Here is a 13,378-nt window from a genome sequence, read left to right as displayed (position 1 = left end):
AAAATCTTTATGTATGTAAATGAGTAAAGTTTGAGCATAAGGAGGAAATCGTGTGAGTCTTTCCATGCAATTAGAAGTAAAACGTGACGTCCTATGTGTGAGACTAGCGGGTGAATTAGATCATCATACTGCTGAAGAGTTGCGAACGAAAGTAACAGATATGATTGAGACACATGGTGTTCATCATATTGTTTTGAGCCTAGAGAACTTATCGTTTATGGATAGTTCTGGTTTAGGTGTTATATTAGGCCGATATAAGCATGTAAAGGGATTAGGTGGGGAAATGGTTGTTTGTGCAATTTCACCGCCTGTTAAGCGTTTATTTGAAATGTCGGGCTTATTTAAAATTGTTCGCTTAGAAGAAAGTGAAGCGCATGCGCTCGCGACGTTGGGGGTGGCATAAATGAGAAATGAAATGAACCTTCAATTTTCAGCATTAAGTCAAAATGAATCATTCGCTCGCGTTACAGTAGCTGCTTTCATTGCCCAACTAGACCCAACGATGGAAGAACTTACGGAGATTAAAACGGTTGTGTCAGAAGCAGTTACGAATGCAATTATTCATGGGTACGAAGGAAATGCAGAAGGTGTTGTTTATATTTCTGTAATTTTGGAAGAAGCAATGGTGAAACTCACGATTCGAGATGAAGGGATTGGCATCTTTGATTTAGATGAAGCAAGACAACCCCTTTTTACAACTAAACCTGAATTAGAGCGTTCGGGAATGGGATTTACTATCATGGAAAATTTTATGGATGAAGTAGAAGTTATTTCAAACGAATCTTTCGGGACAACAATCCATTTGACAAAATACTTATCAAATAGTAACGCTCTATGCAATTAAGGAGAATAGCCAATGGACATAGAGGTCAGAAATGAGAAGAAGAAACCTCAGTTAAAGGACCACGAGCTAAAAGCGTTAATTCAAAAAAGTCAAGATGGAGATCAACAAGCAAGGGATACAATCGTTCAAAGTAATATGCGTCTCGTATGGTCGGTTGTGCAGCGTTTTCTTAATCGAGGATACGAACCAGACGATTTATTTCAAATTGGATGTATTGGACTCTTAAAATCGGTAGATAAATTTGATTTATCTTTCGACGTGAAATTTTCAACATATGCAGTTCCAATGATTATTGGCGAAATACAGCGATTTTTACGTGATGATGGATCGGTGAAAGTAAGCAGATCTTTAAAAGAAACCGGAAACAAAATTCGGAAGATGAGAGACGAGCTTTCGAAAGAATTCGGAAGGGCTCCAACGATTAATGAAGTAGCCGAGGCGTTAGAACTAACGCCGGAAGAAGTTGTTCTGGCGCAAGAAGCGAGTCGTGCTCCTTCATCCATACATGAAACGGTGTATGAAAACGATGGAGATCCGATTACTATTTTAGATCAAATTGCCGATCAATCTGAAACGAAATGGTTCGATAAAATTGCTTTAAAAGAAGCAATTAGAGAATTAGATGATCGAGAACGTTTAATTGTGTATTTACGCTATTATAAAGACCAAACGCAATCAGAAGTAGCGGAACGCATAGGCATTTCGCAAGTACAAGTTTCAAGACTTGAAAAGAAAATATTAAAACAGATGAAAGATCGAATAGATGAATAGCTATCTATTCGATTTTTTTTATGACTTTAATAGGAGGAGAATGTAAACTTTCGTAAAAATTAACAGAATTTATTGATAATTTAGTCAATTTAAAATATAATCCAAGTATGAACTTGTCACAAAGGGGGAAGGAAATATGGAAACGAGGCAACAATGGGGAACGAGGGCTGGATTTATTTTCGCAGCGGTCGGCTCTGCCGTTGGATTAGGAAATATATGGCGTTTTCCTTATACAGCGTATGAAAATGGGGGAGGCGCATTCTTTTTACCGTACTTATTCGCATTATTAACGACTGGTATTTCATTATTGGCGTTTGAATTTGCTCTTGGGCATCGTCATCGTGGTTCAGCACCACTTACATTCTTCCGTATTAATCCACGTGCTGAATTTATTGGATGGTGGCAAATGTGTGTAACGTTTATCGTTTCAACATATTATGCAGTAATTATTGCTTGGTCTATTTCGTATACGTACTTTGCAATTACTGGAGCATGGGGGAAAGACACGCAATCATTTTTATTTAAAGAATATCTACATGTTGCCGATAAGCCAGGACAGTTTGGGGGTCTTGTGCCGGAAGTATTAATTCCATTAGCTCTCGTTTGGATTATTGTGCTCGGTGTGGCATTCAAAGGCGTTAAAAAAGGAATCGAAGTTGTTAACCGTATTTTCATTCCTTTATTAGTTGTTATGTTCCTTATTATCGTAGTTCGTGCAGTGACGATGGAAGGTGCAATGCAAGGATTAGATGCATTCTTTAAACCGGATTGGAGTCGTATTTTCGATGGAAAGGTATGGCTTGCTGCTTACGGTCAAATTTTCTTTAGTTTATCTTTAGCATTTGGAATTATGATTACGTATTCTAGTTACTTACCGAAAAACTCAGATACAACAAATAATGCCTTTATTACTGGCTTTGCAAACTCAGGATTTGAATTATTAGCAGGGATTGGGGTCTTTGCAGCTCTTGGATTTATGGCAAACAATATGGGAGTACCGGTTGATAAAGTAGCAAGTGCTGGTGTAGGGCTTGCGTTCGTAGTATTCCCTCAAATTATTAATGAATTACCGATGTCACCGTTATTTGGCGTATTATTTTTCTTATCATTAACGGTTGCTGGAATTACATCCCTCATTTCGCTTGCGGAAGTATGTTTTGCTGCCGTATCTGAAAAGTTCAGTTTAAGCCGCCAAAAAACAATTGGAATTATGGGGACACTTCTCGTACTAGTTTCTCTTGTTTTTGCAACACGTGGCGGGCTTATGTTCCTAGATGTTGTTGATTATTTCGCTAATAATTTCGGATTAATTTCAATTGCATTAGCGGAAGTAGTTACGATAGGGCTCATTCTACGCCGTTTACCAGTTTATCAAAATCATGCAAACTTCGTATCTGATATTAAGTTAGGAACGTTTTGGAGAGTGAGTCTACTCGTTATTACTCCGCTTATGTTAGGGTACATGTTAATTGATGGCACAATCCAAAATATTAAAAAGAACTACGGAGATTATCCAACGGAGTTTGTTGTAACGTATGGTTGGTCGATAGCGGCAGCATTCCTTATTGTGGCACTAATTATTAGTCTGAAAAAATGGGATGCACAAATACATTCAGATTCTGCCAAGCTTGAAAAAGAATGGAAAGATCGAGGTGTTTCATAATGAGTGGATCAGCGATTATGATGATGGTTATTGGAATAGTAGTCATTTGGGGAGGGCTTGCATTAAGTATTGCAAATTTATTTAAGAAAAAGGCATAAACTAAAAAACATCTGTACCGAAACGGTACAGATGTTTTTTTTATGAAAAAATTGTATTAGAAAAAAATTCAATAACCATACTACAACTACGAGGAAGAGTGAAGAGGTGAATGGAAATTGGAAAGAACAATTTATATTAAAATGCGTAATCGATTAAAAGTTTCCCCTACATATGAAGTGAAGCTGGGTGATGTTGCTCAACTTGCTGGAGATGCTGTGGTAGTTAAGTCGTTACAGGATGAGGTAGTTTACAAAATAACAGCGCATGATAAGACGCATGTTGTCATTGATGTTATGAAAATTATTGAAATTATTCAACAAAAAGCGGCCCATATACAAATTAATTTACTCGGTTCTGGACAAACTCTTGTTGAAATTATATATGAAAAAAAGAAAGTACATCCGATTTTTTTCGGACTTGTATGGATGTTACTTTTCATTGGAGCGGCTCTTGCAATCATTTATTTCCATGAAGATGTAAGTATGCAACAAGTGCACCAACGGTTATATTACATGATTACGGGAGAATTTAAGGCACAACCACTTCTATTTCAAATTCCTTATTCATTAGGTCTTGGATTAGGTATGGTCTTATTTTTTAATCATGTATTTCAAAAGCGAATTAATGAAGAACCGAGTCCGTTAGAAGTGGAGATGTTCCAATACCAGCAGTCACTTGACCAATATGTAATTGTTCATGAAAACAAGGACAATATGAAACAACTTGCCGATGATTGAAGCTGGGCTCGTTATTGTAATTGGTTTAGCGGGAGGGATTGCAGTAGGTAGCGGATATGTCGCATTTTTAGCTGTACTTGGTATAATCCCTCGTTTAGCCCAATTAACGAGAAGTGGAAAGCATATTCAATATTTTGAGTGGGCGGTTATTGCAGGTACATTAACAGGGGCTTGGTGTAGTTTGAAAAATATTACATTTCAAACGTCGCAATATTGGCTTGTTATATTAGGAATATTTTGTGGCACATTCATTGGGATGCTCGCAGCCGCATTAACAGAAGTATTAAATGTTTTACCTATTTTAGCGAAACGAGTAGGGGTAGAGGGGAAAATCGTTATTTTACTTGTTGCTCTTGTACTTGGCAAAGTAATAGGCTCATTGTTTCACTGGATTTATTTCGTAAAGTAGGAGGCAATATATAAATGACAGGGCGAAAACTAAAGGATGATTACATAAATAAAGTGAAGGAGTACCATCCAAAACCAAACTATTTCCTAAATTGTGTCAAGGCATTTCTTGTAGGCGGATTCATTTGTACTGTCGGAGAAGTATTGATGAAATTTTATATACATTATTTTCATTTCAGTGAACAAGAGGCGGGAAATCCGACAGTTGCAACTCTTGTATTATTATCGGTGATTTTAACAGGTTGTGGTGTATATGATAAAATCGGTCAATTTGCTGGAGCAGGATCGGCGGTACCAGTTACGGGATTTGCAAATTCTATGGCGAGCGCTGCGCTAGAACATAAGAGTGAAGGAATTGTGCTTGGGGTTGCTACAAATATGTTTAAACTGGCGGGAAGTGTTATCGTTTTTGGGGTTGTTGGTGCATACGTTATTGGATTAATAAGATATACTTTTAAAATTTTTATGTCTTAAAGGAGGGGCTAGTATGAGGTTGACAGGAAAACAAACGTGGGTATTTCAAAATGATATTTATGTGAATGCAACTGGTACTGCTGTCGGTCCAAAAGAAGCTGAAGGCCCTCTAGGAAAGGATTTTGATATTTCATATGATGATTTACATTGCGGAGAGGAAAACTGGGAACTTGCGGAACGAAGATTAATGTCAGATTCCATTCAACAAGTCATGCAAAAAGGAAATGTAAAAACATCACAAATTGATTTCTTTTTAGCGGGTGATTTATTAAATCAAACAGTGACAGCAAATTATGTTGCGCGTAAGTGGGGGATTCCCTTTTTAGGGATGTTTAGTGCTTGTGCGACCTCGATGGAGACTTTAGCGGTTGGATCAGCCTTTATAGACGGTGGATTCGCAAATCGTGTTTTAGCGACGGTAAGTAGTCATAATGCAACGGCTGAAAGACAGTTTCGTTATCCAACAGAGTATGGAGGACAAAAACCAGGAACAGCAAATTCCACTGTTACAGGTGCGGGATCCATATTAATTAGTAAAGAAAAAAGTGCCATTAAAATTACGGCAGCTACGATTGGAAAAGTGCAAGACTTAGGAATTGCGAATCCTTTAGATATGGGGTCAGCGATGGCACCCGCTGCTGCTCATACAATTCAACAACATTTTGAAGATTTGAAGAGAAGTGCAGCAGATTATGATTTGATTGTTACGGGTGATTTATCAGCTATTGGGACACCAATCGCAAAACAACTGTTACTGGAAGAAGGTTATGATCTTGGGCATATATATAATGATTGCGGATTAATGATCTATGATTCCGGTCAAGAAGAAGTATTTGCCGGTGGTAGTGGCTGTGCTTGTTCAGCTGTTGTCACATATGGTCATTTATTAAGAGAGATGCAAAAAGGGAATTTACAACGGATTTTTGTCGTTGCTACTGGTGCGTTATTAAGCCCGATGATGATGCAGCAGAAAGAAACAATTCCAACCATTGCACATGGTGTCGTATTTGAGAGAGTGAAGGGAGAGTGAGTTGTGGATTTTATATATGCATTTCTTGTAGGAGGCGCCATTTGTGTAATTGGACAGGTATTGTTAGATTTCGCAAAGTTAACACCAGCACATTTAATGGCAACCTTTGTAGTTATAGGAGCAGTTTTAGATGGATTCGGATTGTACGATAAGCTTATAAAGTTTGCTGGTGCTGGTGCGACAGTTCCTATTACAAGTTTTGGACATTCACTATTACATGGGGCAATGCATGCGGCAGAAAAACACGGATATATAGGGATTGGTATGGGTATGTTTAGTTTAACGTCTGCAGGCATTTCTGCGGCGATATTATTTTCATTTTTTGTAGCACTTATATGTAAACCGAAAGGATAAATCAAATGAGACGAAGGGTTGTTTTGGTCACAGATGGAGATGAATATGCAAAGCGAACAATTGAGCTTTTAACGAAGGAATTTGGGGGAAGGTGTATTTCAGCATCACAAAGTAATCCAACCAAATTGACAGGGAAGAAAGTTGTTGAGCTTATTATGCAAACGCCATATGACCCTGTATTTGTCATGTTTGATGACAGCGGATTTATTGGAGAAGGATCTGGTGAAAAGGCTTTAAAATATGTAGCGACCCATAAACAAATTGATGTACTGGGAATTTTGGCAGTAGCGTCTAATACACATCATTGGGAATGGGCACGTGTAGATGTAAGTGTAGATCGGAACGGGAATTTAACCGAATATGGTGTTGATAAATTTGGACTTCCAGATGGTGAAATTGGCAGAATTAGCGGCGATACAATTTATTGTTTAGATGATTTGAATGTTCCTGTCATTGTGGGAGTTGGTGATATTGGTAAGATGTGTGGAAACGATGAATGGGAGAGAGGGTCACCAATTACTAAAAAAGCAATTCAGTTAATTTTGGAAAGGAGTGGATTTTATGGCGAAGCCTAAAAAAGTGGATATCCCTATTTCATCTTTCATAAGTGATAATGAAAATTACTTAAAGCAAACAGCTGGACTGGGTGTTACATACGATGTTGGCATTCGTAAATTTCAAATTTTAAATAAAGAAATTGGTGTGTTATTTGTAAACGGACTTTGTGATACAAATTATATTATCCCTATTTTAGAAGAAGCAGTGGATACAAATGAGATAAGGGATGTAGAAGAAGATACAGTGAAGCTTTTAGAGAATCGTTTAATCCATCAACAAGTAAGTAAAGTGAAAACGATGGACGAGGTAATGCTCCAAGTATTATCAGGACTCATCGTTATATTTGTGGAAGGTGAAACGGAAGCGTTTGCAATAGATGTTCGTAGCTATCCAGGACGAACACCGACAGAACCTGATACTGAAAAAGTAGTACGCGGTGCGAGGGATGGATTTGTTGAAAATATCGTTGTAAATACAGCGTTAATTCGTAGGAGAATTCGAGATCCACGTCTTCGAAATGAAATGATTCGAGTAGGAGATAGATCGCAAACGGATATTTGTATTACATACGTTCAAGATGTTGCAAATCCAGATTTAGTAAAGATTATAAAACAAGAATTAAATAACATAGATGTAGATGGAATTACGATGGCGGATAAAACAGTGGAAGAGTTTGTTGTAAAGCAAAGCTATAATCCATTCCCCCTTATTCGATATACAGAAAGACCGGATGTAGCGGCGAATCATTTATTAGAAGGACATGTGTTAGTACTCGTTGACACATCACCGAGTGCTATGATTACTCCAACAACATATTTCCACCATTTACAGCATGCAGAAGAGTTTAGACAAAATCCAGCTGTCGGTACATTTTTACGCTGGGTACGCTTTTTAGGTGTCTTATTCTCCTTGTTTTTACTACCATTTTGGTTAGTATTTGTATTTGATCCAACTCTTTTACCAGAAAATCTTGCTTTCATTGGGCCGAATAAGATGACGCATTTACCCATTTTATTACAAGTGTTGATGGCCGAAATCGGGCTTGAGTTTTTAAGGATGGCAGCTATTCATACTCCTACGCCGTTATCGTCTGCAGCAGGATTAATTTCCGCCATATTAATTGGTCAAATAGCAATCGACGTAGGTTTGTTTGTACCAGAAGTTATTTTGTATGTAGCAGTTTCTATGATCGGTGCATATGCAACACCGAGTTATGAATTAGGATTAGGAAATAAGGTTGGAAAATTATTTGTTATTATTTTGACAGGTCTCTTCCATGAGATGGGATTTGTAATTGGTATGACGATATTGATTTTATTTTTAACGTCTATAAAAAGTTTACAAACACCTTATTTATGGCCGTTTTTACCATTTGATTGGGGAGCATTAACAAAAATTCTACTCCGTCCGACGATGTCTAGTTTAAAAGTACGCCCAAGTATTGTAAGACCTCAAAATGTAAAAAGACAAAAATAAACGGGATTATACACCCGTTTATTTTTTTTTAGTAAAAATTTATTGTTTTTTAACAAAAATCAAACATTTTTTGTGTACACTTAGAGTAGATATTGTGTATGGAAGGGGAAGAGGACATGATTAAATTATTTGTAAGTGATTTAGATGACACGCTCGTTTACAATGTGAATCATATGCAAAAAGAAGATGAACGTGCACTTTGTTGGTTAGCTGAAAAAGGGACAAATATTTGTTTTGCCTCTGGCCGCTTTACTCATCGAATTGATGAAGTTGTAAATAGGTTTGCATTCCCGTATTACACAACTAGTTTAAATGGAGCGACGATGTTACTGCCGGATGGAAAAATATTTCATCAATCAAGTTTTGAAGATGGGATTGCCCAGGAAATATATCGATATATCCATAAAAAGGGACTAGCAGATATTGTTTGTGCAAATGAGCAACGGTATACAAAAAGAAAGAATGAACATCATCATACTTTTGAAACGTATATGGGTGTGCATATTGCTGAGATAGAAGCATTAGAAGAGGAATTTGGTAAGACTGTACATCCTGCGAAATTGTTTGTTTTTGGGGAAGAAGAGACAATTGCAGCATTAGATCAAGAGTTACGAGATACATTTCAGAGCGAAGCGGAAGTTTTTATGTCTGGTAAACGTTATGTTGACATTATGCCAAGGGGAGTAAGTAAAGGGAGTGCTTTAAGGCAACTAATGGAACATTTGCAAATTGAAGCAAATGAAGTTGCGTGTATTGGAGATTCTTTCAATGATATTTCTATGTTTGAAGTAACCCCGCATTCATTTACTCTACATCATGCTCATCCATACGTGAAGGAGAAGGCAAATCATGTTGTTCGGTCGGTAGAAGAAGCTATTATGAAATTGCCGTTACTCGTATAAAAAAAGAAGCTCGTCAGCGACGAGCTTCTTTTTTTACTTGAATAATGATTTAACAAAATCAATGATACTTGAGAAGAAATCTTTCACTTTATCTAGGAAACCTTGCCCTTCTTCAGATCCTAAAAAGGCAGAAACGTGTTCTTTTGCTTTATTTAACTGACTGCCAACTTGATTCCAATCGATATTAAGATTTTTCATTTTATCAAATAGCGCAACTAAGTTATCTAACTGTTCATCCGTTAATGTAATACCAAGTTGATCCGCAATTTTTTTAATTAATGAACGTAAATCTTCAGTCGTTTTTGGTTGTTCTTTGGCAATTTCTTCTTTAATTTTTGCAACAAGTTGAACTGCTTTTTCTTCACCAATTTTATCGCCGAGCTGAGCTGTTTGCACCATTTCTTCATTGGCTACTTTTTTTACTTCCTCAGGAATTGCTTTGTTCGATGTTGTTTCATAGGCTTTCATTAAACCGGTTAAAGCAGCAGTTCCTGAAACTTTAAATGGTGCAGTAATTTGAATTTCTGCATCTTTCACACCTGCTGTAATAAGTGCGTTTGTGTACATTGCATCTGTTATCGAATTAATGTTTTTTGAACGTACAATGAGACCAGACCCTGGCTTTGTGTATGTAATCATAGAAGAGGAAATTGCTCTCGTCCCAATTTGCGCTTTTGGAACAATCCCTTCTAGAAATTTATGTTCTTCCGCATTAGACACAGTAATGATTGTAGCATCTTTTGGTGCTTTCATTTCTTTTAACAGATCTTGTTTTTGTTGTTCAGACAAGTTTTCTCCTAGTGTAACAATTGATTCTCCTTCGATGATGTCTGCAAACGAAGCTGTCGGCATCATAAATACCGTTACAGCTAATAGCAGAGCTAGTAATTTCGTTTTCACGAAAAATCGCTCCCTTTCTCTTTCTAAAATTTTCGGGCAACACAGTTATTATAGTATATATTTCTTATTTGTCACCTAGCTTTTTCCACATTTCAAAAAAGAAGTATGTAGATTGTCGGATTCTTTTTGTTTCTAGTCATGAATGTGGTAATATAGTGCTGAGATAGTTGAAAGGAGACATATACGTATGAAAACTTTAGGATACATATTAATGGAAAATGGTGAAAAAATCGATTTAGAATTTTTCCCAGAAGAGGCACCAAAAACAGTAGAAAACTTTAAAAAACTAGCAGAGCAAGGATTTTATGATGGTGTGACATTCCACCGCGTTATTCCTGGCTTCGTAAGCCAAGGTGGAGATCCAACAGGAACAGGTGCAGGTGGCCCAGGTTACTCTATCCCATGTGAAACTGATGGAAATCCTCATAGACACCTTGTAGGATCACTTTCTATGGCTCATGCTGGCCGTAACACAGGCGGTAGCCAATTCTTTGTTGTTCATGAGCCACAACCGCATTTAGATGGTGTACATACTGTATTCGGTAAAGCAACAAGCGGTATTGAAACAGTATTAAACATGCGTCAAGGCGATGTAATGAAAGAAGTTAAAGTTTGGGAAGAATAAGTTAATGGGAAAAGAGAGCTATTGCTCTCTTTTTTTGTTTTTTAATAGGAATGGGTATTTCGTTTACAGTACATGATACAAGTAGTACTGTTATTGTAGTGAAAATATGTCGCTTATAAGAACAAAATTTTAACAAATTACATAGAATACATTAGATTACATGTTTCAATAAATATTTTTATTAAATTAATTTTGCTAGAATTCATTTGCTCTAAAGTGCTGAATATTAAAGTGATAATGAGCAGTGGATGTTTCTTTTAACTTTCATATAACAGCGTTTCTTGTGTTATCTACTTAGAAAAAATAGTACTGAAACATATATTTGACTTTCTTCTTTTCGCTTTGTATGATTATCAAGTTGTTTTAAGCCCTTCTCACTCTGTTGAAAATATTGTAAAATGAATGTGATATGAAAAGAGTGGTTGAGGGGATTAATAGTTTGTAACTTTTGTAAGAAGGGATAAGGGTTATGTTAATTCGTTTTAAAAAAAGTTATGAAAAGATTGCAATGGGGCTTCTTTCATTTATGCCAACTGAAAAAGATGTGAAAACATTACAATTGACTATGAAGGATTATGAAGCAAAGGATGATTGGCAATTGTATTTGTGGAAACAAAACGAAGATTTTGTTGGAATAATGGGGATTGTAAAAAAAGAGAATCAAGTTTTGGAAATTCAGCATTTGAGTGTGAACCCATCTCACCGTCATATGGGTATTGGGACGAAGATGGTTCAAGAGTTAAAGAGTAAATTTCTTGAGTTTACAATTTGCGGAAATGAGCAAACAGCAAGTTTTTGCAAAAAGTGTAAAGGGCTAGAACAAAATATACATTCTTAAAAGCAGAGATAAGTAGTTTATTATCTCTGCTTTCTTTTTTGTAATTGTTCATTTCGTTCAGCAATAACTTCTGTTCGATCACGTAATGTGTGCTTATGTATTATAAATTCATTAGAAGTAGCATTCACATCTTTCCAAGGGAGGTTTTGTTTCTGACATAATTCCAAGCAGCGCTTTTCTAATGCTGTATCCGATAATGGTAAAAATAGCGGTGTAAAACCTTCTTCTTTCTGTATAGATTGCAATCTATCCTTGAGTAAGAATAGAAGTTGTGTCTGATTAATTCCTAAACGTAGTAAAGGGCCACTGTTTTTTTCTAAAATCGTTATGGCGCTTTTCATCATCTTCTCTGCGCCATTCCAGTTAGAGCGTCTTTGATGGTATAAAGAAACTGCAATTTGAATAAGACCGACTAAGTAATTATCACGATCTCCTCTTGGTTTTGTTTTCCAATATTCTTCTAGTATTTCGTGGCATTCAAAATAATCATAATCTCCGTGAAAATGAATTAAAAATTGTATGTATTCGGTAGGATACATTTTCTTCACCCCTGTTTAACGGTTATAAATACAAGTGTATCACAGAAATATGAACAATAAACGACTAGGGAATTTTCCCTAGTCGTTATTGTTCATATTAGCAGAAGCAAGCTGCCCCTACAATAATTAGTAAAATAAACAATACAACAAGTAATGCGAACCCACCGCTAAAACCACAATCAACGTGACCCATAGTTTTTTGACCTCCTACATTGTTCTTACTACACTGTTATCATATGAAGCGGTGGGCATGATGATATAGGCATAGGTCTATTTTTAATTAAATTTCTTAAAAAGGTTGGATAGAACATGAGTATGCTCTATACTTATGTTGTTATAGAAAAAATGTGGTGGGATGCTTTGTGCAGTATAATTTTAAAGTAGAGGCTTTTGAAGGGCCTTTAGATTTATTGTTACATTTAATACATCGTTATGAAATTGACATATATAATATTCCTGTAGCGGAAATTACAGAGCAATATTTATCTTATGTTCATACGATGAAAGAACTACAATTAGATGTTGCAAGTGAGTATTTAGTAATGGCTGCAACGTTATTACAAATTAAAAGTAAAATGTTGTTGCCGAAACATGAAGAAGATGTACTTGATAACGGTGATGACTTTATAGATGATCCTCGTCAAGAATTGATGGAGAGGTTAATTGAATATAAGAAATATAAGCAAGTTGCTACTGAGCTAAAAGAAAGAGAACAAGAAAGAGCACAGCTATATACACGTCCGCCAATTGATTTTACATCGTTACAACAAGAAGAGGAGACAAACTTGCCTCTTGATGTTACGTTATATGATATGCTAGCGGCATTTCAAAAATTAATGCGCCGTAAAAAAGCAAAGAAACCTGTAACAACACGTATTACTCGTCAAGAAATACCAATTGAAAAGCGCATGATTGATATTTTAAAACAGTTAGAAATACAAGGTGGTCGTCAAAGTTTTTATGATTTGTTTGTTGATGATGAACGGGAAATAATGGTTGTAACATTTTTAGCGGTTCTTGAGCTTATGAAAAATCAACAAATCATAATTGAACAAGAACATAATTTTGATGAAATTTTCGTATCAAGCTCTACTAAATCTGCATAGATTTAGTATGGAAAATGGGATGGAAATAATATATCTCATGCTAGGTTTGAATGT

19 protein-coding genes are annotated in these 13,378 nt (G+C 36.2%); 16 read left to right on the top strand and 3 right to left on the bottom strand.

Going from position 1 to position 13,378, the window contains the following annotated elements:
• Positions 1–52: 52 nt before the first annotated feature.
• The 13 genes from spoIIAA (at position 53) to ACXY7N_RS09350 (ending at position 9,316) form a co-directional block, all read left to right on the top strand.
• Positions 53–403: an anti-sigma F factor antagonist gene (gene spoIIAA, locus ACXY7N_RS09410; RefSeq protein WP_000059133.1), complete on the top strand. Its 351-nt coding sequence runs from the start codon at positions 53–55 to the stop codon at positions 401–403.
• Complete coding sequence (gene spoIIAB / locus ACXY7N_RS09405) at positions 404–844, top strand: anti-sigma F factor (RefSeq protein ID WP_001243399.1); 441 nt, start codon at positions 404–406, stop codon at positions 842–844. It begins immediately after the preceding gene.
• 12 nt (positions 845–856) lie between these two features.
• The gene (gene sigF, locus ACXY7N_RS09400; RefSeq protein ID WP_016086436.1) at positions 857–1,615 is read left to right on the top strand and encodes an RNA polymerase sporulation sigma factor SigF; all 759 of its coding nucleotides are present in this window, start codon (positions 857–859) and stop codon (positions 1,613–1,615) included.
• A gap of 136 nt (positions 1,616–1,751) precedes the next feature.
• Complete coding sequence (locus tag ACXY7N_RS09395) at positions 1,752–3,278, top strand: sodium-dependent transporter (protein ID WP_016086437.1); 1,527 nt, start codon at positions 1,752–1,754, stop codon at positions 3,276–3,278.
• Entirely contained in the window at positions 3,278–3,376 is a 99-nt protein-coding gene (locus tag ACXY7N_RS09390; RefSeq protein WP_000016826.1) for a methionine/alanine import family NSS transporter small subunit, read from the top strand. Before ACXY7N_RS09395 ends, ACXY7N_RS09390 begins: the two co-directional genes overlap by 1 nt.
• 117 nt (positions 3,377–3,493) lie before the next feature.
• The gene (spoVAA, locus tag ACXY7N_RS09385) at positions 3,494–4,114 is read left to right on the top strand and encodes a stage V sporulation protein SpoVAA (RefSeq protein ID WP_488592370.1); all 621 of its coding nucleotides are present in this window, start codon (positions 3,494–3,496) and stop codon (positions 4,112–4,114) included.
• Entirely contained in the window at positions 4,107–4,523 is a 417-nt protein-coding gene (gene spoVAB, locus ACXY7N_RS09380; RefSeq protein ID WP_033659766.1) for a stage V sporulation protein SpoVAB, read from the top strand. The genes spoVAA and spoVAB overlap by 8 nt, the downstream gene beginning before the upstream one ends.
• Positions 4,524–4,537: 14 nt before the next feature.
• Positions 4,538–4,996 carry a stage V sporulation protein AC gene (gene spoVAC / locus ACXY7N_RS09375; RefSeq protein WP_016135296.1) on the top strand — a complete coding sequence of 153 codons (459 nt, stop codon included), beginning with the start codon at positions 4,538–4,540 and terminating at the stop codon, positions 4,994–4,996.
• Positions 4,997–5,009: 13 nt separating this feature from the next.
• Positions 5,010–6,026 (top strand): stage V sporulation protein AD, encoded by a 1,017-nt coding sequence (spoVAD, locus tag ACXY7N_RS09370; protein WP_016086441.1) that lies wholly within the window; start codon positions 5,010–5,012, stop codon positions 6,024–6,026.
• A gap of 3 nt (positions 6,027–6,029) precedes the next feature.
• Positions 6,030–6,380, top strand: a complete 351-nt coding sequence (spoVAE, locus tag ACXY7N_RS09365) for a stage V sporulation protein AE (RefSeq protein WP_000345909.1) — start codon at positions 6,030–6,032, stop codon at positions 6,378–6,380.
• Positions 6,381–6,385: 5 nt separating this feature from the next.
• Positions 6,386–6,955, top strand: a complete 570-nt coding sequence (gene spoVAEA, locus ACXY7N_RS09360; RefSeq protein ID WP_488592369.1) for a stage V sporulation protein SpoVABEA — start codon at positions 6,386–6,388, stop codon at positions 6,953–6,955.
• Positions 6,942–8,414: a spore germination protein SpoVAF gene (gene spoVAF / locus ACXY7N_RS09355; protein ID WP_488592368.1), complete on the top strand. Its 1,473-nt coding sequence runs from the start codon at positions 6,942–6,944 to the stop codon at positions 8,412–8,414. Before spoVAEA ends, spoVAF begins: the two co-directional genes overlap by 14 nt.
• Before the next feature lie 98 nt (positions 8,415–8,512).
• Entirely contained in the window at positions 8,513–9,316 is an 804-nt protein-coding gene (locus ACXY7N_RS09350; RefSeq protein WP_016086443.1) for a Cof-type HAD-IIB family hydrolase, read from the top strand.
• Between the two features lie 33 nt (positions 9,317–9,349).
• Here ACXY7N_RS09350 and ACXY7N_RS09345 read toward each other — a convergent pair whose 3' ends face one another.
• Positions 9,350–10,216 (bottom strand): DUF1002 domain-containing protein, encoded by an 867-nt coding sequence (locus tag ACXY7N_RS09345; protein WP_000850509.1) that lies wholly within the window; start codon positions 10,214–10,216, stop codon positions 9,350–9,352.
• Positions 10,217–10,403: 187 nt separating this feature from the next.
• On the opposite strand from ACXY7N_RS09345, the gene ACXY7N_RS09340 reads away from it, so the two are divergent.
• Together ACXY7N_RS09340 and ribT are read left to right on the top strand one after the other, a co-directional pair.
• Entirely contained in the window at positions 10,404–10,841 is a 438-nt protein-coding gene (locus ACXY7N_RS09340) for a peptidylprolyl isomerase (protein WP_000853785.1), read from the top strand.
• A gap of 469 nt (positions 10,842–11,310) precedes the next feature.
• Positions 11,311–11,679: a GNAT family N-acetyltransferase RibT gene (gene ribT / locus ACXY7N_RS09335; RefSeq protein WP_000908397.1), complete on the top strand. Its 369-nt coding sequence runs from the start codon at positions 11,311–11,313 to the stop codon at positions 11,677–11,679.
• A 20-nt stretch (positions 11,680–11,699) separates the two neighbouring features.
• Here ribT and ACXY7N_RS09330 read toward each other — a convergent pair whose 3' ends face one another.
• On the bottom strand, positions 11,700–12,218 hold the full coding sequence (locus ACXY7N_RS09330) for a DUF309 domain-containing protein (protein WP_016135295.1): 519 nt from the start codon (positions 12,216–12,218) through the stop codon (positions 11,700–11,702).
• Positions 12,219–12,315: 97 nt separating this feature from the next.
• A complete protein-coding gene (locus ACXY7N_RS09325) occupies positions 12,316–12,411 on the bottom strand; it encodes a YjcZ family sporulation protein (protein WP_000510194.1) in 96 nt (31 codons plus the stop codon).
• Positions 12,412–12,580: 169 nt separating this feature from the next.
• On the opposite strand from ACXY7N_RS09325, the gene ACXY7N_RS09320 reads away from it, so the two are divergent.
• On the top strand, positions 12,581–13,324 hold the full coding sequence (locus ACXY7N_RS09320; RefSeq protein ID WP_001199757.1) for a segregation/condensation protein A: 744 nt from the start codon (positions 12,581–12,583) through the stop codon (positions 13,322–13,324).
• Positions 13,325–13,378 lie beyond the last annotated feature (54 nt).

It is taken from the genome of Bacillus sp. 5w2 (assembly GCF_054353775.1).
The sequence above is the reverse complement of the archived record's forward strand: the minus strand, read 5'-3'. Positions and strand labels throughout refer to the sequence as shown.

Coding starts and splice junctions, on each gene's coding strand:
- ACXY7N_RS09340 (WP_000853785.1), top strand. CDS start 10,404: ATGAAAACTTTAGGATACATATTAATGGAAAATGGTGAAAAAATCGAT.
- spoIIAB (WP_001243399.1), top strand. CDS start 404: ATGAGAAATGAAATGAACCTTCAATTTTCAGCATTAAGTCAAAATGAA.
- ACXY7N_RS09330 (WP_016135295.1), bottom strand. CDS start 12,218: ATGTATCCTACCGAATACATACAATTTTTAATTCATTTTCACGGAGAT.
- spoVAD (WP_016086441.1), top strand. CDS start 5,010: ATGAGGTTGACAGGAAAACAAACGTGGGTATTTCAAAATGATATTTAT.
- ACXY7N_RS09325 (WP_000510194.1), bottom strand. CDS start 12,411: ATGGGTCACGTTGATTGTGGTTTTAGCGGTGGGTTCGCATTACTTGTT.
- sigF (WP_016086436.1), top strand. CDS start 857: ATGGACATAGAGGTCAGAAATGAGAAGAAGAAACCTCAGTTAAAGGAC.
- ACXY7N_RS09350 (WP_016086443.1), top strand. CDS start 8,513: ATGGAAGGGGAAGAGGACATGATTAAATTATTTGTAAGTGATTTAGAT.
- spoVAEA (WP_488592369.1), top strand. CDS start 6,386: ATGAGACGAAGGGTTGTTTTGGTCACAGATGGAGATGAATATGCAAAG.
- ribT (WP_000908397.1), top strand. CDS start 11,311: ATGTTAATTCGTTTTAAAAAAAGTTATGAAAAGATTGCAATGGGGCTT.
- spoVAC (WP_016135296.1), top strand. CDS start 4,538: ATGACAGGGCGAAAACTAAAGGATGATTACATAAATAAAGTGAAGGAG.
- spoVAF (WP_488592368.1), top strand. CDS start 6,942: ATGGCGAAGCCTAAAAAAGTGGATATCCCTATTTCATCTTTCATAAGT.
- spoVAB (WP_033659766.1), top strand. CDS start 4,107: ATGATTGAAGCTGGGCTCGTTATTGTAATTGGTTTAGCGGGAGGGATT.
- ACXY7N_RS09390 (WP_000016826.1), top strand. CDS start 3,278: ATGAGTGGATCAGCGATTATGATGATGGTTATTGGAATAGTAGTCATT.
- ACXY7N_RS09395 (WP_016086437.1), top strand. CDS start 1,752: ATGGAAACGAGGCAACAATGGGGAACGAGGGCTGGATTTATTTTCGCA.